The sequence below is a fragment of the Virgibacillus sp. Bac330 genome (genome assembly GCF_003667845.1).
GTDB lineage: Bacteria > Bacillota > Bacilli > Bacillales > Amphibacillaceae > Virgibacillus > Virgibacillus chiguensis.
Map to the genome: position 1 here is coordinate 2,967,092 of NZ_CP033048.1, position 24,035 is coordinate 2,991,126.

Genomic DNA, 24,035 nt, shown 5'->3' on the forward strand with positions numbered 1-24,035 from the left:
ACATAACCATTTACCTATGCGATGATTATTAATGATTGTTCCATACAGCTTTCAGTCTAACACCTTTGAATGCATGCAGATTTTAAAAAGCTTTTATCTGTTTGTTCTCTTTTCATTTTTCCTTTTAACCAGAAGCAAGCTGAACAATGCGCTTGATGATAGCATCAACTTCTTCATTATTTTTCATTGTAAAGAGATAATCTGCTTCATCTGCTGTAGGGGCAGCTGTATCCTCATAAATAGAAAGAGCGTTTTGACGAGCAAGTACTTCTGCAAAATCTTTTGCACTTCTTAATATATTCGTACTTCGCTGAGTGCTTTTTATTCGCTTTTGCAGTACCTCATCTGGAATATGAAAATGAATTACTATACGAATAAATTGCCCCTTAGGAAACAGTTCTTCAAGCAAGTATTTCCTTCCTGCCTTACTTCGGTTTGAGTTACATATAATAAGATGAAAATTCGTATTCTCTTTTGTGTAGTCAACAATTAATTGCGATATTGCATATTTAAGCTTATTTGACCCTATTGTTGGTTGCAGTTTCGGATAATATGTATGAATAAATGCTGCGTGGTTATCCTGATCCATAATAAGCGAATTGCTCAACTGTTTTTCTAACTCCCTAGCAAATGTTGATTTTCCACTATGCGTTTTACCGACAGTTATGACTACTAATCTTCTCATCGCTAGCCCCCTCTTCTACATCTGGTAGACGATTCGTTTTTATATTACGTCCTGGCATTTCCATGTTCTTCATTCTGCCCATCTATCAAAAATATTTGCGATCTTAATCTTATTTAATAGGTGATATTTATGTTTCTACGATTGGAAATTAAATCTTTTATAAAGGCTCATGAATGAGACGAATAAAAATGCTTTCATTTTATCCTTCAACAAGAATTGCCTACTTTCCTCTTTGGTGTGCAGTATACTTCACTACACTTATTTAATTCCCCTTCCCATAAGCTTATGCTGTTGTCTATTCTGGATGACCACTTTACATATTAAAATAGGTAGATAGCCAATTACTCCTCCAAGTGTATTTAACAGCAAATCATCGACATCAAAGCTACCAAATTTGAACATCAGTTGTACGAACTCGAACGTAAAGCTTAAGCATAATGTTGCAAGGACAATGTTGGTTAACTTGTGAAATTTCCGCCAAATAAATGGTAGGAGGAAACCAAAAGGCGCAAAACCTATAATATTGCCAACCAAGTTTTCAACCCTTATAGAAAAATTAATATCTGTAGAAAATAGATAGAAAAATATCGTTTGAAAAGGAATTAAATTATGCTCATTCCAAGTAGGACCTTCATAACGAAATGCAAAGTGAGCTAAAATTTCATGCAAAGAAAGGTACTTAAACAAGACAAGTTTTGATAATATGACTACGTACACACATAATACTAGAAATAAACCTATTTTTATAATGGCTTTCATCATCTACAACTCACTATTCTTTATATTATAATTCTTTTTCTATACGTCGTATGGCAGTTATTTCATTCTTTATGCGCCGGAAAAATAGGAAACAAAAAAATCCTATGCTACTCCCAATCATTCCTAAGATAATGTCATCCACATCAAATTGACCAACGCATAACAATAATTGCAAGCTTTCAATCACCAAGATAATGATCGTTACAGTTATAGAAACTTTTAATAAGGAATGGCACTTCGAGAATAATAGCGGCAGAAAGATTCCTAACGGCAAAAAAACAAGGGCATTCCCAATCGTGTTTTCAATAATAATGGATACGTTATATGAATCTGCATTCATGATGTATTGTAACGTCGTTTTAAAGGGCAAAAAATTAGCATTTAAATGAATGTACTCGATATCGAATACGCCTGTAAAATTTTCCGGAATAGCCACATGTGGGTTGAAAAAGTCACCACTTTTAGCTATAGTCGCTGTCAAAATCATGCGCTCCAAAAAGAATTTAAAAAATAGAATAAGGACATATAATCCGAAAAATATGCCTGTCGTTATTTTGCATATTTTATGAAAAGGAGAAATAGATGTCTGTAAGCCTCTTGCTAATTGCTTTTGTTCGCCAAACGTTTCTAACGCTTTATTTATGGCTACTTCATTTGAATACCCATCTTCCTTATATTCTTGTATCAACAAATACAAATGATCTTTTATTTCATCTATCATGTCCTTTTTTTCTTCTTCTCCACAGTGTAACTCACTTACAATTTTGTGAATGTAGGCTTCGATTGTTGACTCCAACCTAATCCCTCCGAACATACTTTAATTAAATGGCTAATTTGATTCCATTCTTGCAATTTTTTACCTAGCTCGTTTTTTCCCTGCTGGGTAATTTGATAATACTTCCGTCTGCCTCCACTTTCCGAATCTCCCCAATAAGATTGAAGCCAGCCTTTTTTCTCAAGTCGCTTTAAAGCAGGGTACAAGGTTCCTTCACTCATGTTATACAATTCATTACTATTTTTTTTCAACGCCTTAACCATCTCATAGCCGTACATATCACGATTCTGGAGGAGAGACAATAGCAGGATATCAATACTTCCTTTCATAATTTCTTTATCCATTTCAGCACCTTCTTTTTTTATCTTATTATTCAAATATAATGTAACACACAATACATCGTAACACAAGGTATGTAGGTAAAGATTTACATTCTTAGGTGATGGGCATTAAAACAGCGAGGAATTCCCTACAAGCCTTTCATTACTTTATATTGATATTTTACTCATTTATTATTTTTCAAGGGGACATTTATATTCCAATATGGAAGGATAAATTAGTATTGTTGGTAGATAGTGCGGTATCATTTCACCCATGCCAACTCTTCTTCCACTAATTATGAAGTTAACAAATCGAGGTTTTAGGTGCTGTTATCTATCACTAAGGCCTTTCCACTTTTCACCTCCCAAAAGTGGCTAGTCTTACAGCACCTTATATCCAAAATAAACCGTAAAATTTTATGCCTTCTTCTTAGCGGAACAAAGGCTCGGGGCGCCCAGTTAGCAACGTAGCGAGTGGAACAAATCAACGAAAGTTTTAGGAAGCCTGCTCCTGCAACAGGAGTATGCCGGCGCCCTCCGGCAAGCCCGTCTTTAGTCGGCCTTCCTATTTAGAACGAACCGATGACGACTTAGCTTAGGACAATGGAGTGAAGTCGCCTAGTTGCTGGGCGCTGGAGCCGGACGTGGCTAAATAACTTAATTAGTTAGTTTATCCACAGCTGCAAAATTTTATAAATTCCTAGCCAACAAGAAAGATTGAAGGCAGCCGCTATCTTATGACATTACCTTCAAATAAAAGGATTTTCTTTTTCTGTTCTTAAGCCAGGGTGCCAGGTGAGCATGTTGGCAAAAGCAACATTTGCAATCCTATCGTCTGTACATAAATGAGCTATATCTAGGAAAAAATCTGAATCAGGAGGTAGTTGGTCTGCTTCCTTTTTTAATAATCTACTGTACCCAATTAACCTTCGTGTCTCAATAATTTTCTTGTCTTTTTTAGGCCTATTTGTTTCTTGTACATCCAAAAGTACTGCTAAACCTTGTTCCATTTTCTCTACCATTTGCTGACTATTATCCTCAGGTTGGATCACTTTTACCTTTACATATAGATCCGTATTAACTCCTAAAGCTTTCGCCCACATTTCTAACCATTTATCACGTTTAATATAGTATCTTCCTTGAAAATAACTTTTCATCGTTGGCAGCAACACATGAATTTTAGGATGGTACCTATCATTTTGTTTAACTATATCCAGCATACGAAAATAACCTAATGTAGCTTGCTTTACACTTTTATACTTAAACAATCGATTAAATCCAATGAGCAAATTATCTAAGGATTGATTAATATGCTCTTCTGTCACATTTTCTAAACCTACATCTAGTAGTAACCAATTAACTGGTTTCTGTTCATTCACTTTCGTAATAATGTAATGATTCGTATACGCTAGTTCTAATGACCTTTTCCATGAAGAAGGCATCCTGAAACATCCCTTTCATCCATCTGAATTCCTTTACTTAACAAAATATAATCATCGAAATCATCCAATGAAGCTTGTTATCATTCAAATTGTTCCATTTTATTGATTGATGATATAGAAACATCTTCCCTAGAACCTGTTTAGATTTTTGGGAAGATGTTTGTATGTTTGTTCTTTTATCTATATATGCAGTGATTGTATTAGCCGACAAACTTCCTTTATACAACAGAAGTAGGCTTGAAATGCATTAAGCTAATTTTACCAAGCTGTATTTTTTCTTCCCTTTACGAATAATGATAAACTTTCCATCGAATGCGTTTTCTGCAGTTACATCTGTATTAACATCCGTTATTCGTTCTCCATTCATGGAAATAGCTCCATTGTTAATATCTTCTCTCGCTTGGCGTTTAGATGGTTCGATACCTAACTCAACTAACCAGTCGACAATATTTTTTGTTTCTTTGGAAGCGTGAAAAGTAGGCATGTCTTTAAATCCTTGTTCAATTTCATCTGCTGTTAATGATTTAACATTTCCACTAAAAAGTGCTTCCGTAATTTTCATTGCTTGCGTTAATGCTTTTTCACCATGAACAAACTTTGTCATTTCTTTTGCTAACACTTTTTGCGCTTCACGTTTATGTGGTTCTGTTTTCACTTTATCCTCTAATTCATCAATTTCCTCTTTCCCTAAGAACGTAAAGAATTTCAAGTATTTTATGACGTCTTTATCATCTGCGTTAATCCAAAACTGGTAAAATTCGTATGGTGTCGTTTTTTCTGCGTCTAACCAAATTGCTCCACCAGCTGTTTTGCCAAACTTTGTTCCATCTGCTTTTAATAAAAGTGGAATGGTTAGACCAAAGACTTTCGCGTCCTGACCTTCTTTTTTACGTATAAGGTCTAATCCGCTTGTAATATTTCCCCATTGATCGCTACCACCAATTTGTAATTGTACATTTTCTTCTTTAAATAGGTGATGAAAGTCCATAGATTGTAAAATTTGGTAAGAGAACTCCGTGAACGATATCCCACTATCTAATCGGCTAGCGACAATATCTTTTGCCAACATATTATTCACACTAAAGTTTTTACCGTAATCTCGTAAGAAATCTAATATGCTTAAGTTATGTGTCCAATCGTAGTTGTTTACGATCCTAAGTTCACTATCACCATCAAAGAATAATTTCTTCATTTGCTTCGTTAGCTTATCAACATTGTCTTGTACCTTCTCTAACGTTTGTAATTGCCGTTCTGTTTGGCGTCCACTAGGATCACCAATGGTTCCTGTTGCTCCTCCAATTAAAATAACCGGTTGATGACCGTGTAATTGAAACCGTTTCATCATAATAAATGGAATTAAATGACCAATATGCATACTGTCACCAGTTGGATCAACACCGCAATATAAAGAAATCTTTTTCTCTTCAATTAAATCTTTTAATCCTTCCGCATCTGTTTGTTGATTTATAGCTCCACGCCATTCTAACTCATCAATAAGATTCATGCTTTTCCACTCCTTTAGTTGTAGTTTCTTAATATAAGCTTAAAAAATAAAAAACGCCCTATGCCTCATAAAGACATAGGGACGATTCTAACCGTGTTACCACCCAAATTGCATCAATAGTAATACACGTAACTATTGATACCTCTCTCAGCAATGATATCGTTTGCTAATCCGCTTAGTGTTAAGCTAAGATACTCCAAAGTGTAATTCACAAGATTGTTTGTACTAGGTCACATCACCCCTAGCTTTCTAAATAACAGTGACAAGCTTGCTACTAGGCTCCTTCATCGTATGCATCGTATAAGATTAAAAACATTATAGTGAATAAAAATTTATTTGTCAACGTTTTTGTTTTTTGTTTCATACGTACACGAGACCTCGCTATTGTCTACCTTTGATCAGAAGAATTGGACGTACCTCCAAACCTTGCCGATTATCGTTTTCCTCCTACTTTTACGTGTAAACGCTTATACTTCCCTAAAAAAATAGCAATGAATATAACCCGTTAAAATTAAAAGGCATCATTTGTTCATACGTTCACAAGTAAGTATATCATCATAACTCATTCTAAGCATAATATAAATAATTATCTTTGTCTATAAAATGGTACGGTAATTATTTATATTTTCGTTTCATGTGGCAACCATTTAACGCTAATTCTATTAAGTCTCTATACTTTTCTTCATCCGACTGAAAAGAATATCATACATATTATTCCCATGATATAATGAACGCTTTGTACGAGAGATAGTTGCTGTACTTGCCCCTGTTTCATCCTCAATTTGACAATATGTGTGATCATTATAAAGCATTTTTGCTACTCTAAATCGTTGAAGCATTGCCTTTATTTCATTGACTGTACATAAATCATCAAAAAAACAATAACATTCTTCTATTGTTTGAAGTTCTAAAAACGAACAAAAAAAATCATCTAATTCTTCTCCACGTATTTCATCTATAAGCATATTTTTTTACCTCCGTTTATATCTTTCCCAATATCATTAACACGTCAAAGGATTAAAGAAAAACTTTTAACAAAACTTAGCTATCGTCAAGCCTTTATGACGGTAGCCATCGTTTCGCTTATACTATAAACGATTAAAAACTTATTCTTTTCTATAGTGCAAAAAAACCGGCTTATCGTCACTCTTTATGGCGAAAAAAACGCCTTCGTTTCACTTATAAAGCTTAGAAATTTATTCTTTCCTATGGTGTAAACCATTTCACGCTTTCAACCTATTGATTAAAAGCAACAGTTTAGCAGCTTAGAAAAACTCGGCTTGCCGCCAAGTTTCATAGCGGATGAATTAATTTTTCTTATACTATAATCCTTAAAATTTTATGCTTTCCTATAGTGTTAGAAAAACATTTCAAAATGACTAATAGTTCACTACATATCATTCTTCATGGCTACCTATAATAACGCCAAAGAGATTTCCCAGTTTAAATAGGTATGATTAGAGTCAATTATGATGATATAATAAAAGAAAACGACATTTAATTATAACACCATTTAGGGTATTTGGATTTATTTTAAGCACTAAAATACACTGGTAATTTTTTCTATATTTTATTCCCATTCAACCCTTTACGAATTAATTTATTCTTCTTGCCCTCTCAAGGCACTCTTGGCTCGGCAAAAGCCTTTGTTTTGCTTCTACTATAAAACCTTTGCCATTCTATCATACAAGAAAAGCGTAAATGGGGCTTATGATATTATAGGTTAAGTATGGAGCAAAATATAAATCTTGTAACAATTCTGCTCCATAGCTTTTCAAGAGAGAGAAGGTAATCCTTTCTCTTTTTCAAAAAAACCAAATAATACATTTATAATTGGAGCAACTATGCAAAAGATAGCAAATGGTGCATATTCTAGTGTAGAAACCCCCAATGTTCCAGTAATAAACACACCACTTACTCCCCATGGAATTAGTGAGTTAACTACTGCCCCAGCATCTGCCAAAATAGCTGAGAGTTTTTTAGGATCAAGGTTTATTGCCTCCACTTGCGATTTAAATGCTTTACCTGGCAAAATAATGGATAAATACTGTTCTCCAAGAACGATATTTATACCTATAGCACTTAATCCAGCCATTAAAATTAATTTTCCTTTTGTACTAACAAGACCTTGAACTTTTGATATTAACGTTTCAACAATTTTTAATTCTACTAACAATCCTCCTAACGTCAAAGCAAGGATAATTAGCGAAACAGACCACATCATACTTTGCATACCACCCCTGGTAAGCAAAACATCTACCGTTTCTGTTCCTGTATTCGAAACAAATCCATCCTGCATAAGGCTAGCGATTTTAGAAAAACTGGTATGTGGATAATATATATATTGAATAACAACGGTAACCGCAATACTCATTAGAAGTGTTGGAATAGCAGGTATCTTTTTCCACGCACACAAAAATAAAATAAGCGCTGGTATTAGTGACACCATAGAAATATTGAAATTAGAATATAATGTATCTACTAATTCATTAATATTACTTTCCGTTGCTCCCGCTTTTGTTTGTCCAATTATAATAAAAAAGATAAGTGAAATAACAAAAGCAGGAACAATTTTTCGCAACATATTTTTAATATGATCAAATAAATCCACTTCGGCTATAGCAGAAGCCAAATTGGCTGTATCAGATAAAGGAGATATATTATTCCCGACATAAGCTCCTGACACTATAGCGCCAGCAGTCATTGCCATATTAAATTCCATCATTTGTCCCATACCTAAAAACGCAATACCTATAGTTGAAATGGTTGTAAACGAACTACCTACTAAAATACCAACAAGTGCACAAATAACAAACACAGAAGGTAAGAAAAATTTCGCTGATAAAATTCCTAACCCATAAACCATAATAGTTGGAATGGTTCCTGCTGAAATCCAAACACTTATTAAAACACCAATAAGCATAAAGATAATGATGGGTATCAGACCTGGTATAATTCCATTTTCAATTCCCTTATGAACAACTTCCCATGAAGCACCTTTCATCTTAGCAAAAAGGATAACAATTCCTACTGCGAATAAAATCGGAATTTGCGGAGGCAAATCCAAGCCTATTATACTAATACCTATAACCAATAATAATACTACTAATAGAAAGATACTTTCTTTTAATGTTATATCTCTTTTCATATGATAAACTCCTTACGACCTTAAGATCTGAGAATTACTCCTTTTAATCATTTAATTAGTACTAGCACAATCCTGTTTTCTTTTACATTTAAAGACATTGGCACGTTGATTGATTAAAGTAAAAAGCATTGAATTTACCCCATGAGTAATACCCTACACTATCGGAAGCTATCTAGTTCACATAAACAGGCTAGAACTTAGTTTCTAGTTAAGTCTTCCGAAATTTGCAGTTTTACTTATAATGTAAACTCTAAAATTGCACACTTTCCTATTGCGAACGATAGATGCCATGTTCATAGAACATGGCCTAACAAAAGAGGATGATAATGTAACGTATCAGTCCATAGACATTTGCCTCCAACGCCGAATCTACTTTAGCTGATGGAAGCACTGGTATCTCTTACTTAAACAGCGTTTTTTCAACTTAAGAGGCAACTGTTCTACAGCTTGATATATGCAGGAGATAGTTTAGTAAGCAAGACGAAATTCTTTCCCCTTCTAAATCCTCCAGTAAAATCATAGAACTACTCAGATAGACCTGCTCTATTATAGGCTCCATGCCAAACTGGTCCAATGAAAGTATTAAAGGCAAATCCAGCCTTAATTCCTTCGGTCGTAAATGTTTTTGCTTTTGCTACCGATTCTTTTACAGAGAAGCCTTTTGCCAATCCTGCTGTGATAGCAGCTGCAAATGTACATCCAGCACCGTGATTATAATTCGTATTCATTTTCTCTACTTCATAAAAAGTGAAAGCAGACCCATCATAAAGTAAATCAATTGCTTTATTGCCATCTAAACTTTTTCCGCCTTTAATAACAACATATTCTGGGCCAATGTTTATCAGCTTTTTCGCTGCTTCTTTCATATCAGCAACTGTACGGATTGTAGACATACTAGATAGTTGAGCAGCTTCAAATAAATTAGGCGTTATGATCGTTGCTTTCGGTAAAAGATAATCGCGAATAGCAACCCCATTTTCCGGGTGCAAAGGCTCATCTTCTCCTTTACAAACCATTACCGGATCAATGACAACATTCTTCATTTCATATTGATCAATCATTTCACTTACCAGCTTTATCATACTTGTAGAGCCTAACATCCCCGTTTTCATAGCATGTAGCGGACTACCAGAGAAGATTGTTTCCAATTGTTCCCGAACTGTGGTCTCATCAACGGGATACACCCGATGGTTCCAATTATTTTTCGGATCCATCGTGACGATATTCGTGATAGCAGTACAGCCAAAAGTTCCGTATTCTTGAAATGTTTTCAGGTCGGCTTGCAAACCTGCACCACCACTTGAATCAGAACCTGCAATCGTTAATACTTTTTTAATTGTCATTTTTTCACTTCCTTAACAGCTTTCTGCATATCGTATCTTGTAACTTTTCATAGAGATTTTCGATATGCCGAACGCGTTACATGTAATTGTTAAACAATTCACAAACAGACCCATATATTTGCAAATAGCAAGGTTTATTAACAATACTTAGAACAACCTATTTAGAAAAACTTGGCTTGTCACCAAACTTTTCTTATACTATAAACGTAAAGGTATTAAAATTATATATCATGGTTGTCAAAGATCGTAAGCACTATTATTATTTCCCATTATTGAGATTACCTTGTTTACAGAAGGTAGTCTAGTACTTGTCATTTACTTTAAAGGTAAACATTTACATTTTTAGCTATCATCAATAATCATTGAAGAAATTTACCACCAAATCTTTATGGCGGAAAACACTGTGGATGTAAACCTTACAACTTTATACTTGCTTATAGTGTAAGAAAAGAACATTTCCAAATCAATTGGAGCCGAGGGATGATTAATAGCATGATAAAATCATCCCCTCTAGCCTCCCACAACCTATTTACTATTTATAAACTGATTCTTTAATAGAAGTTCATTCATTTACAACAGCATAAATTTTTTCAAGTTTTTCTTGAATTGCTTGCTCTATCTTGCTAGCATATTCTTCAAACACATCTTTGTCATATGCATACGGTGATAAAGCACAAGCACGAAGTATCGTAACCTTCCCTTCACGATCCCACTCTTCTTCGCTGAATCCTAAACTTTTAACATATGACAATGGGCTGTTCCCATAGTCTGGAATCGCAAAATCTGTATGTGAAGTAATGAACTCGTTATTGTATAGTCCACCTTTAACATAAGAAGCCTGTTCATAAAAATCATGATTAAGTTGATTCATTTTTTCTAAGTCTGTATTTCCTTCTTCATTAAATACATAGTCAACCATGTTAAAGTCAGGTTTTGTTAATGGATAAACATGAATGGTTTTATCGCCAACTTTGAATTGTTTTCCTTGTAAGAAATGATAGAAACGATAAGCACCTTCAATACTTGCACCAATTAATTTACCATATCCCGTTACATTTAATGGTAACACCTGATGGGCTGTCCATACTGCAGCCGCAGTAGCACCTGCTTTCGATCCTTCTAGCATATAAGCACCAAGTAAAGCTGGAATATCGGCACCTTTTTCAAATACATAAGTGGCAAAGTAAGAAATTACGTCACGCATTCTCGTATCTTTAACAACAATACCACCAGCAGAATAAGGAATATACCCCATTTTATGTGGATCAATGGTAATGGTTTCCGCTTCACTCATCGCTTTGAAAGAATGATAAATATCTTCGGTAAGCCATTCGTTTTTCTCTGTGAAAACGTTATATTTCTCATGTACTTCTTCCATTTTCGCGTAATCTATAAAGTTATTATCTTCATCCAAGAATATCGCACGGGCATAACCACCATAAGCAGCGTCTACATGAATATAGAAATAAATGCCTTCTTTAGCTAATTTTTCTCGCAATGCTACCATTTTATCAATACGATCGACTTGTCCTTCTTCGGTTGTTCCAATTACCCCAACCACACCAAGAACTGGAATTTCTTCAGCTGCCAATTCACGGATTTTTGCTTCTAATTTATCAATATCCATTCGATAATGATCATCCACATCAATCGCTTCAACACAGTCAAGACCCACACCGATAATATCAGCAGCTTTCAACCAAGAATAATGTTTAGTTTGAGGAATTAACCATTTACCTAGTTTTTGCAAGTTTTTCCCACTGCGTGCAGAATGCTCTTTCACTTCGTCTATTTTTTCAGGAATTTGATCTAAAATATCTAGAATCTCTTCTGTAGACATGTTTAACAATTCCCATTCTGTTTTACCTGCTACAAATTCAGGAGCAACTTCTTTAATAGCTAAAGGAAGAGATTTCATATTTCTTGCGTACCAAAGCCCTTCAAGGTTGGCAATAGAACCATCAGCACAAATATGTCCCCAGCTTTCTCCTTTTTTATATCCCATAAGAGCAGCAAACTCATGACCAACCTCTTCTTCCATTTGTGAAGTACCTGGGGATGATTCATATGCTACGTTATTTCCATTCCATAACATCGCAGTTGTATAAGCAATAATAGATGGCATTAATGTTTCTGAATTCATATGTCCCCAAAAACGACCCGCTGTATGCCACGGAAGGGAGTTCGTACGAAGCTTAGAAGATAAAACATTCAGTACACTACGTACATGATCAGCAGTTTCTTGGAAGCTTTTTGAACTTTTATCTTGTGGCGTAATTACTGGTAAGTCTTGTGGCTGATAGTTTTGACGCCATCCCACATGTTCATCAATCATTTTTAATAATAGTTCTTTAAATAAGTCTACGTTTTCCCCTTTACTTCCTAAAAATAAAGCTTTTAAATTGTGGTCTTGTAATTCAGTTTTCATTTTCTAATCCTCCAATTATCGTCACGAAATCAACTATTTTCTCTTTAGCTACATTTTTTATGATTGGTTGTTGTTTCTTTCTTCCATTCTGGTTTTTTACATTTGTGAATAATAAGTGCTATACCAACCATTATTACTGTAGCCGCTACTTGATAAATAATGTAACCTGTGTACTGACTAGGTTGTAAAATAGATGGTGGTATAAGACTGACAGTAAGCGTAATTACTACACTAATTAAAGACAGCATGGAAACAAACCACATTAATCCATTACCTTTATTGCCTAATTTAAATGGTCGCACAACTTCTGGCATTTTATAGCGTAAGCGAATTGCTGAAATAGCAATTAATGCATACACGATACAATATAAAATAGTAGTAGTAATTGTAATAATTAAAAAGGCACTATTTACATCAGGAACAACTACATACAAGAAAGATACGAGAGAAATAACAATTGCTTGAATTAATACAAAGGTTATTGGAATGTCTTTTTCCGTTCTTTTTTGAAAGAATCTAGGCAAGTTACCTTCATCGGCAATTTTTATCATTGCTTTACTTGGGCCAAGTACCCATGCACTTAACTGTACTAACACCCCAATTAAAATCATCAATGAAATGATATTCACGAAAATAGATGGAATACCCAAGTTCTCAGAGAAAATCTTGTATGGTTGTGTAATATTAGCTAATTCCAATTCACCTACTGGTACTGCGTTGGAAACTGTTAACCCAGCGACAATATTAAAGAAAACCAACAAAACAACAGATGCTATAACCGCAATTGGATAATTACGTTTAGGGTTTTGGATATTATTTGCATGCACAGATGAGATTTCTACACCTGCAAAAATAAAGATAATTCCAGATAAATAAGTTAAGCTACCTAAGTCTTTAAAATTCGGAACAAGGTCACTCGGTTTAAAATCCCCTAAATAACTATTTGGCTGAATACCATTCTTAATCATATAGATAACACCTAGACCAACTAGGAGAACAAATGGGATATAAACACCGATAATGGCTCCCCAGTTACCAGCTATTTTTACCATGTCAAATTTCAGATTTAGTAACGTCACACTCCAGTAGGAGATTAAAATAACTGCAAAAATAAAGTAATTGTTTGAAGATAGCTCTGGTGTATTAACAACATATCCAAATAACACACCTACTGTAGACGCAACCATGACCATACCAAAAAACATTTGAACCCATAGTAACCATGAGGTAACAAATCCCCATTTCTCACCTAATGCGTTCTTCACCCAAACTGTAGGCCCGCCTTCCTCCGGCCAACCTGTAGAAAGTTCCGCCGACATCAAGGCGATAGGCAATGCGAATAGAACTGCCGCAATTAACATATAAAAAATTTGTGTCCACCCAGTTATAGAAAGTGTTGGCACACTACGTACCGTACCAAAAAAAGCCATCGTAATACCGATTAGCCCAAAAAGTGTTAGGCTTTTTGTTTTAGCCATAAATTTTCCTTCTTTCCTATTTCAACTTGTTACTTAAAGATGCATCTCATTTTCATATGACTGTATACCTAGGAAGTTCATATCAAAATGAAAGAATTTCTACTTAGAGAACGGATGAACAAAATCATTCCCCGTTATCTCTGACTAACAACTACACACGGAAACAGCAAATGTTTGATGTTTCACATATAATTCAAAACGTGAATTAAAGTTCAGTCATCATGCCTCTCCAATACGCATTTTTTATCGTACGTAAAAAAGATATCTCATCGATTGCTGTTTAGTGAAAGCACTCACAAGTTAACTTGCAATCCTAAGTTTACGCCTGTTTTTTTGTTTTGTCAATACATAATTTAACGTTGATTTAAAAGGGTTTATTTAATGTTTACAAAATCTTGTTATTTAACGAGGTGACGCATTGTTTAGTTTATTAATAAATCGATGAATGCTTTTATCGATAAAAGCATTAAATTGTCTTTGCTAAAATACATATGATGTAGTAGTCTTCATTTGAGGGTTTTTTTATCGTATAAATGGAATATTAGTAGATTAAAAACTTGGCTTATCGCCAAGTTTAAGGGAGAAAGTTTGTATTTTTTGTAGGTAAAAATCGCCTGCAAGTGCTTTTTTCAAATTAGATGGTGACTTCTCTATTGTAGCCATGGCTAAAATTGCATACTATCACTAGTTATTAGAAAAAGTTGGCTATCGCTGTAGCTTGCTTGTACTATAAATCTTCTATTGTTAGAAATACTTGGCTTATTAGGAAAATCTTGCTAGCTAAAAACACTGTCGTCTTTCTTATCCTATAATCTTTAAAACTCTATACTTTCCTATAATGTAAAAAAACTCCAATCAGCAAAGGGTACCCAGATTCCCTTACTGATTGGAGAGTTACTTATAACTGTTGTAACACCTGCTTGATTTCTGTTTCCCCTGTTACAACTTGAAATTCTTTACCAATGGTTGTTTCATCTTCTAAACAGCCAAAAATAACGCTTGCCACATCTTCACGAGGTATTTCTCCCCGATCCACTTTCGTTGCTGCCTGCACTTTGCCCGTTCCTGAATCATTCGTTAATAATCCAGGATGGACAATTGTATAATCTAAATCGGTGCTTCTTAGCCACTCATCTGCATAATGCTTAGCAACGACATATGGGGCAAAAGAAGCTGATGATTGTTGGATAGCTTCCCTGCTCGTGTCAAATGAGCTTACCATCACAAAACGCTTTACCCCAGCTGCTTTCGTTGCTTCCATCGTTTTGACTGCACCATCTAAATCCACCATTAATGTTTTGTCTTTTCCAGTTTTAGGCCCTGAACCAGCTGTAAACACGACAGCGTCAACACCGTCAGCCGCTTTCGTAATCGCTGCTACCTCATCTTCAAGATCCACAATGACTGTCTCTGCACCTAATTCGTTAAAATAGCTCGCTTGCTCTTGTTTACGAATCATCGCTCTTGCTGTGTGTTTCCCACTATCTTGAATTTGTTTCACCAGATGTTTACCAATTTGTCCGTTTGCTCCTACAACAAGAATTTTCAAAGTAACCATCCTTTCATCCTTATTGTTTCTTCTATTTCTATCGTAAATAGATTTTTCACCTCTGTCCACCATTCTGATTCGGAGTGACTTTATGACCATTTTGAAAAAATTGCAACGAATATTTATGACATAGTATAGTAAAGTTAATTGGCGTACGCTGGTAAACAAAAGCAGGAAAAGAGAAAAGAGGGGGAAGATGAAAAAAATCGTCCTATTTTTGGTTATTGTTTTATCTATTGGATTGCTGTTCAGTGTAAACATCCTAAAAGAAAAAGAGCCTGAAATCAGTAAAGAGGAGCGAATAGGGAAAGTGATGGACTATGCTCGAGATGATTATAATATTTTCACTACTTATATCGATAGTGCAGATGTTTTCTTTGATATTGATGATCAGATTAATCAACATGAATTTGTAACAACAATGGAAAACAAACTAGAAGCGTATGACCTTTCCGATACATTTTCCTTAGCATTAAACGGAGCAATAAGCAAGAACTAAGATTACAGCATGCGATGGAGCTGATAAATTTATATATATTTGACAAGAACGAGTATGACCGTGTGAATGTAGAAGTTGATTTAAAAAACAAAGGATCCCCTTTCATTTGCAGGGGATGCCAATACTTCTAAAGAAGCATTAGAAAAGGGAAGTGCACGGACTATTTCAATTTCATGGAGCCTCTCATGACTAAAACACGAATGAGATGGTTTGGCTTTCAAATATGTCGGTTCGTTAACTTTGCAAAATCCATGCTTTCATCGCAACTCATTTATTTACAATGAGATTGATAAAACGCTCGACTAATTGATAAAATATGCGGAGGCAGCGGCCTGTAACACGACCTCCGTACAACGTCATTTCTATTGCACTTGCCGATGATTCTCTTCTTTAATTTCTGTCTCCAAGTCAGCTTGATATTCTAAAATATCCCCTGGCTGACAATCTAACGCTTTACAGATGGCTTCTAACGTAGAAAAACGAACTGCTTTCGCCTTGCCATTTTTTAAAATAGATAAGTTCGCCATCGTGATACCTACTTTTTCCGAAAGCTCCGTTACACTCATTTTTCTTTTTGCTAACATTACATCAATGTGAACTATAATTGCCATGTACTCACCTCAAATCGTCAACTCATTTTCTGACTGAATCTTCATTGCATTTTTCAAAAGTTCTTGTAAAACCGCGGCGAACAACATGATAACGATGGCAGAAAAAAGAATCGCCAATCCTACAATTGCAATACTAGGATGAAGCGCGCTTTGCGTTAGAAGATAAATCATTCCACTTATATAACATAGACTGATAACAATCGCGCTGTACTTAATACGCGCTAATGACCGCACCGCAAACGTTGAAAAAGCAAGCTGCTTCTCCATATAATTCAATAAATTAAGCGCTTGATATAACGCATAGAAAAAAGGGATCGTTGTCGCATACAAGCCTATTAAAATAGGATATTGTAAATAAGAAAACTCCGGAAACATCTCTGCTGAACTGCTTGCTAACGGAGGCAAGGCGAAAATACATAAGCCTAATACCACGATGCCAATTACAAAAATAGCAATCTTCAAGATTTGTACTGCTACACGTCTCATAGGAACACCTCACTTTTTATCGTTATCTCTATTATAATTCTTTATTTATTGAATATCAATAAATAATTATTACATACCATATATAATGCATTACTTGAATGAAAGAAAAAATAAGTATACGTAATATATGTAAGCTTTTAGAAATACAAGTAGTAGCACCTCTTAGAAACGCTTGGCTTACCATCAAATCTTACTATATAGACGTTAATCCATTCCCACAACCTAAGTCTAATACTCGCATACCGCTTTTTAATGGAACATCTTGCATTAGTTCATCAAGTATTTTCATACTATTTGGATCCATCAAGTTTTCTTTAACAAGTGCTTTATCATATTTCGCAGATTTTATATATTTCATTTTCTTTCAACTCCTATAGGATGGCTTGGCATTGCTTTGTTAAGTTGTTCTGCGAGTGCACAAGTTGATTCTATTATAGACAAAGGCTTGTTGCCGAAGTGTCTAAGCTTTTCCCGAGAAATAACGCTCGTTTAGCTATATAACTTTACCGCATAAACGAAATAGGTAACAAACAACCAGATCCCCTAAATATTGGGGCATCTGGTTGTTAGCAATGCTCAAAGTTATCCAGCAATGTACGTACTTCATCTGTCGTTTCTGTACTCATTAATTGATTCCTTAACTCGCTCGCCCCGTGAAAGTCACGGACGTATATCTTAAAAAAGCGACGAAGCGGCTTAAATGGACGTGGCTCCAACTTTGTATACTTATCGAAAAGATCCAGATGCAATCTTAAAAGGTCAAGCAACTCTTCGCTGGTATGTTCTTTCGGCTCTTTTTCAAACGCAAATGGATTCTTAAATACACCTCGTCCAATCATAATCCCATCTACACCATATTGATGGGCAAGTTCCAAACCAGTCTGACGGTCAGGAATATCTCCATTAATGGTTAATAAAGTATTTGGTGCTACTTCATCACGAAGTTTCTTTATTTCTGGGATAAGCTCCCAATGGGCAGCTACTTTACTCATTTCTTTTTTCGTACGTAAGTGAATAGAAAGATTTGCAATATCTTGTTGTAAGATGTGACGTAACCAAATTCGCCACTCTTCCACTTGGGTGTAGCCAAGCCTTGTCTTCACACTTACGGGAAGTCCACCTGCTTTTGCTGCTTGAATCAGCTCTGCAGCAACTTCTGGACGTCGGATAAGCCCGCAGCCTTTCCCGTTCGCTGCAACATTAGGAGCAGGGCAGCCCATATTAATATCAAGCCCCTTAAATCCTTCTTCCGCCATACCAATACTCATTTGGCGAAAATGTTCTGGTTTATCCCCCCATATATGAGCTACAATAGGCTGTTCATCTTCTGTGAAAGTTAGGCGTCCACGTACACTAAATTTCCCCTCGGGATGGCAATAGCTCTCCGAGTTTGTAAATTCTGTAAAGAAAACGTCTGGTCTTCCAGCTTCGCTAACAACATGACGAAATACAACATCCGTCACATCTTCCATTGGTGCTAATACAAAAAACGGCTTCGGTAAATTGCGCCAAAAATTATCTGTCATATTCAAACAAATCCTTTCACTATAAAAAAACGGAGAAATCTCTCGTTTGCTATTTTAAAAAAATAAAGCTTTACCCTGTATTTTTTGAGGGAGCGGTTCTGCTAGCCTTGATAACTGACCAGATTTGTTGTACCTTACTTTATTGATCCAGAAATTTTGCCCGCAGAGGCTCTAGCTATATCATAGCCTAATTAAGGCCCAACATGTTATAGAGCATTTAGGTACTACCTCCCACCGCGTAGCTTTGGTAGACAAGGTGCATTTTCTGCATCATTCACTGATTGTTGGGAATCTAAGGGTTGACTTAAAGACCACTGACTCTGTTTCTCTCACTTAGACTTTCCCAGCGCTGGCAGTTTCTAATTATTGAAATGCTGTCTTACAGCATCTTATTAAGAGATTAGGTCTGCATTTTGTTGCTACAAGCGTTGTAAAACATCCGTATGCAGCAGGGAAATCACTCTTGCTTCTGTTACACTTATACCATGCTTTATTGGTTGTATCAAATGATAATAAACCTCGACTATTATACACTTTTATCGGGATAAATGGAAAGTGTAAGACGTTTTTTAAAAAATGTAACATGTGTATTCTTGAACCATTTCTTAGAATGGTGGATAGCTTGTAATTGACTAGATCAAAAAATTTTATAGTTTCCTATAGTTGATAGATTTATGAGTTGAAAAAGGTTCCACAAATTAGATTCTTACATTCCATTTGCGAGGCGTAGTATCGTGATTCTTGTGTAATTGCTTACAGTTTTTGTTTTTAAACATAGTCAGCATTTATATATCATTAAATACTTCCAAAAGGATAATTCAAACTAATATTTTTTTATTAAAAAATCATTTTTTCTCTTCACATTAAAAAACAATGGTCGATATAAATAATAGATCATCAAGAAAGATGATATAAATTGGCTCGAACTATTAGGGTATTTGGATAATAACTCCTATTAATAGGAGATTATTATATATTACATACTAGCAACTCAAAAGGATAAGGACCGCTAGTATAAAAATCAAACACACGGAGGTAGAAAAATTATGATTATTAATCACAACATTGCAGCGTTAAACACTCATCGTCAACTTTCTAACAACAACGGCGCTGTACAAAACTCATTGGAGAAACTTTCTTCAGGTCTTAAAATTAACAAAGCAGGAGATGACGCTGCAGGTCTAGCAATCTCTGAAAAAATGCGTGGCCAAATCCGCGGTTTGGAAATGGCACAAAAGAACGCTCAAGACGGTATTTCTTTAGCGCAAACTGCTGAAGGTGCAATGAATGAAACGCATGCTATCCTTCAACGTATGCGTGAATTAGCCGTACAATCTTCTAACGACACGAATACAGATAAAGACCGTGCGGAATTACAAAAAGAAGTAGATCAGTTAAAAAGTGCATTAGATGACATTTCTACAGACACAGAATTCAACACACAAAAGTTGCTTGATGGTTCATTTGAGGCAACATTCCACGTAGGTGCTAACGAAGGGCAAAACCTTTCTTTAGAAATTGGAAACATGAGTTCTGAAGAATTAAATGTTAATGAAATCGATATTACTGAGCAAGGTAAAGCAGATGCAGCAATTACTACTATTCAAACAGCAATTGACAACGTATCTTCTGAACGTTCTAAAATTGGTGCGGTACAAAACCGTTTGCAACATACCATCAATAATCTAGGTACGTCTGCAGAAAACTTAACCGCAGCTGAATCACGAATCCGTGATGTGGATATGGCGAAAGAAATGATGAACTTTACGAAGAACAACATTCTTACTCAAGCTGCTCAATCTATGCTTGCGCAAGCTAACCAACAACCACAAGGCGTACTTCAATTACTTCGTTAATTCGTACATGAAAAATATATAAATATAACCTCACTTTTTAAAAGTGGGGTTATATTTTTTCTTTGTCTATATTTTTGACTTCCTAATCATACTATAAAATTTAAATTTCTAGTTGCGTTATACAGTATTCCATGTATTCAAACGAAAATTATTAGATGATGTTCACTTACAGTTATTATTTTTCAGTTGCTGTATTTCCCATTGCAATAGCAATCCTATTCCAACTGTTGATTTGATTTATTATTAGAACAAGGTTAACATATTGTCTTTCATCAAAATATTCACGTACTCGGTGATAAAGCTCATCTGGCACCCGTTTTGATGAAATTAAAGTTACGTACTCTGTCAACTCAAGAGCTGCTTTTTCCGCATCTGTGTAAAATGTGCACTCTTTCCAAGCACTAATACAATATAAACGCTGTTCTGTTTCCCCCATTTTCCGTGCATCTGCTGTATGCATGTTCATACAATAGGCACAGCCATTGATTTGAGAAGCTCGAATTTTAATCAGTTCGCGAAGCTTACGATCTATACCTGTAGTTTTCGTATACTTCTCCATTTCCATCATGATATTAAGCGCTTCTGGTGCAACGTTATAATAATTAATTCTCTGTTCCATTTCATTACCTCCTCGTATTTTTATTACGCATTTGACATTTTATATCATTACGAAATTTCAGACTACTATCTATTGTTTTTGTTTTAGCTCTTATTCTTTGCTTTGTTTTTCCAACACACTTAGAACCATTTTATTTATTATTGGTACAGCTTCACTGTACAGGTGTAAATTCGCTATTTGTAATTAATCTTACATTGTAATATAATAGGCGCAAATTAGATAAGCATACACTAAAGAAATAATAAACAGAATCGAACCTAAAGCCCTTAGAGCATCCTTACTTTTTTTATTTGTGTATCCATAAAGTAGGAAGTACCAACTAAGAAGCAATATGACGGAGATGACGGATGCTACTGGGAGCATCCACGTTGTTAGAAATAAACTATACACTGTAAATATTCCTGAAAGCAATAAACTGATAAATGTCCAATTTTTAGTCGGATAAATTAATTGTATCTTATTTGGACTCATGCTAAAAATACGCCATATGTAGTCACAAAGCCACAACACACTAAAAACAAAAGGAATAAATAAAGCAAGTAAGTCAACCCCTCCTACAAATCCCGCACCAAATATTGTGAAAATAGATAAGAAAGAGAGGATAATAAGGGCAATGAAATAACCCATATGAATAAGTGCTACTTTCACAATAATCACCTGCCCCTTCAGGATTATAAATAGTCAAACCACACAAAAAAGGTAAACTCTATTTCATACAAATAGGTAAGGGTTTGAAGTTATCTCTCCTTTTTCCCCTGTTCACATCGTACGTGAAGCTTTCACTCCTATGGCGTTCCAAAAAAAATCCAATTTATTCCATTCTATGTATTGTTACATTTGACTTTGCTTACTTCTAAAATTAAATTGCTTGTTTATGACATTGTGTTCGAAAGCATAGTCTTTTCCTTTTAGATTTGTTTGCAAACGTACCATATTCATTCAACCCAAGGATCATAATCTACACCACCCCGTTGGGTAGGTTTTCGTCAGAGGTGAATTTCACTGTTACGGTAAATTCTTACGCCTCTTCACGAGCTTTTAGCACTGTCTTTCTTACTAACTAAGACTAAGAGAGAACCCTTCAAGCGTTACGTCTTTATTCGATTCTTCAATATAGCCCTTCAATTCCAGAGAATGATGTTGGTAAACTAGGAACATTTCGCACCATGAAACTGCCCCGTTAATTTAAGTACACTTTATCATATTCTTTTGGTACGTCAACACTTAATTAGACATTTTTTAAGGTGTTTTCTTTAAAATAGTTTAGGTTAAACCAATGCACATAATCAGCTAACTCCAGTTGTAATTGCTGCATACGGCTTAAAGGCTTCTACCATTCACAAGCTCTGTGTAAAATGATTTAAACGTAGATCCAGTGACAGCGTTATCGTAAGGGCAACCTTTTTGAGCTAAGAGAACGTTCGATTTGAAATGCAGCTAATGCTTCATCAACGACTTGATTATCGAACTCTTTACCACGATCGGTGTGAAAAATAGCGACCTCTTGTAGGTTGCTGGAATACTAGCTAAAACTTTCATCAACAATCGATGTTCTTTGTTTGCTCCTGCTCTATATCCAATGATTTCTCGATTAAAAAGGTCGAAAAAAGGCAGACGTAGTTCCATTTTCGAGCTACTTCTACATAGGCCCTCATTTTGCTTTTATAAATTATTTTATTTTACACTTCATCTTTTTGTCATTTTAAAACACTATCGTATAATACTTAAACCATTCCCCTCTGTTAAGTTTATCTAATAAAAGATATTTATAATGATTTAGTATAAAATGATAGCTATAAACCATTGTTTTAAATATATCATGCTTGGGGGAAATGCGATGGAACTAAAGCAATTGGAATACTTTATTGTATTATGTCAAGAGCTTCACTTTACACGAGCTGCTGAGAAATTAGGTATTGCTCAACCTTCTCTCAGTCAACAAATTCGCTTGTTAGAGCATGAGGTAGGGATGCCTTTGTTTGATCGTATTGGAAAAAAAAATATACTTACTGATGCAGGGAAAACATTACTAGATCACAGTTACAATGTATTTCATGAAATTTCTCAGGCACGTGCTGCAATTAGCGAACTTCAAGGATTAGGGAGAGGGACGCTCAACATAGGCGCCCTACTCACAGTTGTTAATTACTTACTTTCACCAACAGTTATCGACTTTCACAACGCTTACCCTAATATAGAACTTTCTGTACAAGGCTTACGAACTGGAGATATTTACGAAAAGCTATTAAAAAATGAATTGGATTTGGGGATTGTTTTTTTACCATTGGAACATGAAGACCTAGAAGCTATTCCGCTCTATAAAGAAGACCTTGCTTTTGCTGCACCTAGAGATCACATCATAGCCAAAGAAGCGTCTGTATCACTTCAAGTTTTAAAAGAGACCCCAACTATTTTATTACCTGAAACCTATTTTCTACGGCAAGTTGTTAACGAACAGTGCCGCTTAATGAATTTCTCCCCAAAGCCAGTACTTGAAATGACGACGATGGAATCTATTATTCAAATGGTCAGTAAGGGGGTCGGTGTTACGATACTGCCAAAAGCTTACTTACAATATATTGATAATGTACATATTAAAACGATCCCTATTCAAGATCCGGTAATTACCACACAGATTGGCATTGCCTATCGAAAGAACAAACATCTATGTGCTGCTAGTCGCGTTTTTATGGATCAGTTAATTACAACAGTTAAAGATGGACGATTTAACTAGAGCTTATTATCAGTAATGAGATAGATAGTTCATGTACAATTCTTGCTCTGCTGGATAAATTTATTCTCACCTTGGATTAATACCATCATAATTGCTACAGTTTCATCGATTAATGCTCATTTTAATGTGCGTATTTAAGCAGGTAAAGGAAGAAAACCTTCCTTTACTTTGTCTTGATCTATCGTCTATACGTTTCCTTTAAAAACGTACAATCCAGAAGTTCATCTTGTATTTAAAGCATTACGCCAAGAACTTATTTCGCAATAAATATTT

21 protein-coding genes and 1 other annotated feature are annotated in these 24,035 nt (G+C 35.2%); of the genes, 3 read left to right on the forward strand and 18 right to left on the reverse strand.

Annotated features, from left to right (window positions below):
- Positions 1-124: 124 nt before the first annotated feature.
- From D9780_RS13720 to D9780_RS13775, 12 genes are all read right to left on the reverse strand, one after another.
- Positions 125-685: an ATP-binding protein gene (locus D9780_RS13720; RefSeq protein ID WP_121640469.1), complete on the reverse strand. Its 561-nt coding sequence runs from the start codon at positions 683-685 to the stop codon at positions 125-127.
- A 258-nt stretch (positions 686-943) separates the two neighbouring features.
- Positions 944-1,447, reverse strand: a complete 504-nt coding sequence (locus tag D9780_RS13725) for a VanZ family protein (RefSeq protein ID WP_240458695.1) — start codon at positions 1,445-1,447, stop codon at positions 944-946.
- Positions 1,448-1,469: 22 nt separating this feature from the next.
- Positions 1,470-2,240 carry a VanZ family protein gene (locus D9780_RS13730; protein WP_162985876.1) on the reverse strand — a complete coding sequence of 257 codons (771 nt, stop codon included), beginning with the start codon at positions 2,238-2,240 and terminating at the stop codon, positions 1,470-1,472.
- Positions 2,201-2,563: a PadR family transcriptional regulator gene (locus D9780_RS13735; RefSeq protein WP_073012779.1), complete on the reverse strand. Its 363-nt coding sequence runs from the start codon at positions 2,561-2,563 to the stop codon at positions 2,201-2,203. Before D9780_RS13735 ends, D9780_RS13730 begins: the two co-directional genes overlap by 40 nt.
- A gap of 725 nt (positions 2,564-3,288) precedes the next feature.
- Positions 3,289-3,981 (reverse strand): protein rep, encoded by a 693-nt coding sequence (locus D9780_RS13740; RefSeq protein WP_121640471.1) that lies wholly within the window; start codon positions 3,979-3,981, stop codon positions 3,289-3,291.
- 247 nt (positions 3,982-4,228) lie between these two features.
- Positions 4,229-5,485 carry a tyrosine--tRNA ligase gene (tyrS, locus tag D9780_RS13745; protein ID WP_073012772.1) on the reverse strand — a complete coding sequence of 419 codons (1,257 nt, stop codon included), beginning with the start codon at positions 5,483-5,485 and terminating at the stop codon, positions 4,229-4,231.
- Between the two features lie 74 nt (positions 5,486-5,559).
- Positions 5,560-5,782: a binding site (T-box leader), on the reverse strand.
- Positions 5,783-6,147: 365 nt separating this feature from the next.
- On the reverse strand, positions 6,148-6,450 hold the full coding sequence (locus D9780_RS13750; protein ID WP_121640472.1) for a YerC/YecD family TrpR-related protein: 303 nt from the start codon (positions 6,448-6,450) through the stop codon (positions 6,148-6,150).
- 809 nt (positions 6,451-7,259) lie between these two features.
- The gene (gene nhaC, locus D9780_RS13755) at positions 7,260-8,633 is read right to left on the reverse strand and encodes a Na+/H+ antiporter NhaC (RefSeq protein WP_121640473.1); all 1,374 of its coding nucleotides are present in this window, start codon (positions 8,631-8,633) and stop codon (positions 7,260-7,262) included.
- A 524-nt stretch (positions 8,634-9,157) separates the two neighbouring features.
- Positions 9,158-9,976 (reverse strand): pyridoxine/pyridoxal/pyridoxamine kinase, encoded by an 819-nt coding sequence (gene pdxK, locus D9780_RS13760; protein WP_121640474.1) that lies wholly within the window; start codon positions 9,974-9,976, stop codon positions 9,158-9,160.
- 562 nt (positions 9,977-10,538) lie between these two features.
- Positions 10,539-12,404, reverse strand: a complete 1,866-nt coding sequence (gene tdc / locus D9780_RS13765) for a tyrosine decarboxylase (RefSeq protein ID WP_121640475.1) — start codon at positions 12,402-12,404, stop codon at positions 10,539-10,541.
- Between the two features lie 44 nt (positions 12,405-12,448).
- Positions 12,449-13,882 (reverse strand): tyrosine-tyramine antiporter, encoded by a 1,434-nt coding sequence (gene tyrP / locus D9780_RS13770; RefSeq protein ID WP_073012740.1) that lies wholly within the window; start codon positions 13,880-13,882, stop codon positions 12,449-12,451.
- Positions 13,883-14,780: 898 nt separating this feature from the next.
- Complete coding sequence (locus tag D9780_RS13775) at positions 14,781-15,440, reverse strand: SDR family oxidoreductase (RefSeq protein WP_121640476.1); 660 nt, start codon at positions 15,438-15,440, stop codon at positions 14,781-14,783.
- A 187-nt stretch (positions 15,441-15,627) separates the two neighbouring features.
- Here D9780_RS13775 and D9780_RS13780 point away from each other — a divergent pair, with 187 nt between their 5' ends.
- Positions 15,628-15,930 (forward strand): YolC/YozM family protein, encoded by a 303-nt coding sequence (locus D9780_RS13780; protein WP_121640477.1) that lies wholly within the window; start codon positions 15,628-15,630, stop codon positions 15,928-15,930.
- Positions 15,931-16,292: 362 nt separating this feature from the next.
- Here the strand turns inward: D9780_RS13780 and D9780_RS13785 are convergent, their stop codons facing one another.
- The 4 genes from D9780_RS13785 to D9780_RS13800 all read right to left on the reverse strand — a co-directional run bounded on the left by D9780_RS13785 (position 16,293) and on the right by D9780_RS13800 (position 18,553).
- Positions 16,293-16,541 (reverse strand): helix-turn-helix domain-containing protein, encoded by a 249-nt coding sequence (locus tag D9780_RS13785; RefSeq protein WP_073012734.1) that lies wholly within the window; start codon positions 16,539-16,541, stop codon positions 16,293-16,295.
- A gap of 9 nt (positions 16,542-16,550) precedes the next feature.
- On the reverse strand, positions 16,551-17,027 hold the full coding sequence (locus D9780_RS13790; RefSeq protein ID WP_073012731.1) for a DUF2975 domain-containing protein: 477 nt from the start codon (positions 17,025-17,027) through the stop codon (positions 16,551-16,553).
- A gap of 193 nt (positions 17,028-17,220) precedes the next feature.
- Positions 17,221-17,385 (reverse strand): class I SAM-dependent methyltransferase, encoded by a 165-nt coding sequence (locus D9780_RS13795; protein ID WP_205601080.1) that lies wholly within the window; start codon positions 17,383-17,385, stop codon positions 17,221-17,223.
- A 208-nt stretch (positions 17,386-17,593) separates the two neighbouring features.
- Positions 17,594-18,553 (reverse strand): tRNA dihydrouridine synthase, encoded by a 960-nt coding sequence (locus tag D9780_RS13800; protein WP_121640478.1) that lies wholly within the window; start codon positions 18,551-18,553, stop codon positions 17,594-17,596.
- 1,046 nt (positions 18,554-19,599) lie between these two features.
- Between D9780_RS13800 and hag the strand changes: the two genes are divergently transcribed.
- Positions 19,600-20,409: a flagellin Hag gene (gene hag, locus D9780_RS13805; RefSeq protein ID WP_121640479.1), complete on the forward strand. Its 810-nt coding sequence runs from the start codon at positions 19,600-19,602 to the stop codon at positions 20,407-20,409.
- 175 nt (positions 20,410-20,584) lie between these two features.
- On the opposite strand, the gene D9780_RS13810 is transcribed toward hag, so the two are convergent.
- Together D9780_RS13810 and D9780_RS13815 are read right to left on the reverse strand one after the other, a co-directional pair.
- Positions 20,585-21,028 (reverse strand): carboxymuconolactone decarboxylase family protein, encoded by a 444-nt coding sequence (locus tag D9780_RS13810; RefSeq protein ID WP_077702633.1) that lies wholly within the window; start codon positions 21,026-21,028, stop codon positions 20,585-20,587.
- A gap of 189 nt (positions 21,029-21,217) precedes the next feature.
- On the reverse strand, positions 21,218-21,685 hold the full coding sequence (locus tag D9780_RS13815) for a hypothetical protein (protein ID WP_162985877.1): 468 nt from the start codon (positions 21,683-21,685) through the stop codon (positions 21,218-21,220).
- Positions 21,686-22,865: 1,180 nt separating this feature from the next.
- Between D9780_RS13815 and D9780_RS13820 the strand changes: the two genes are divergently transcribed.
- The gene (locus D9780_RS13820; protein ID WP_121640480.1) at positions 22,866-23,762 is read left to right on the forward strand and encodes a LysR family transcriptional regulator; all 897 of its coding nucleotides are present in this window, start codon (positions 22,866-22,868) and stop codon (positions 23,760-23,762) included.
- Positions 23,763-24,035: the final 273 nt, after the last annotated feature.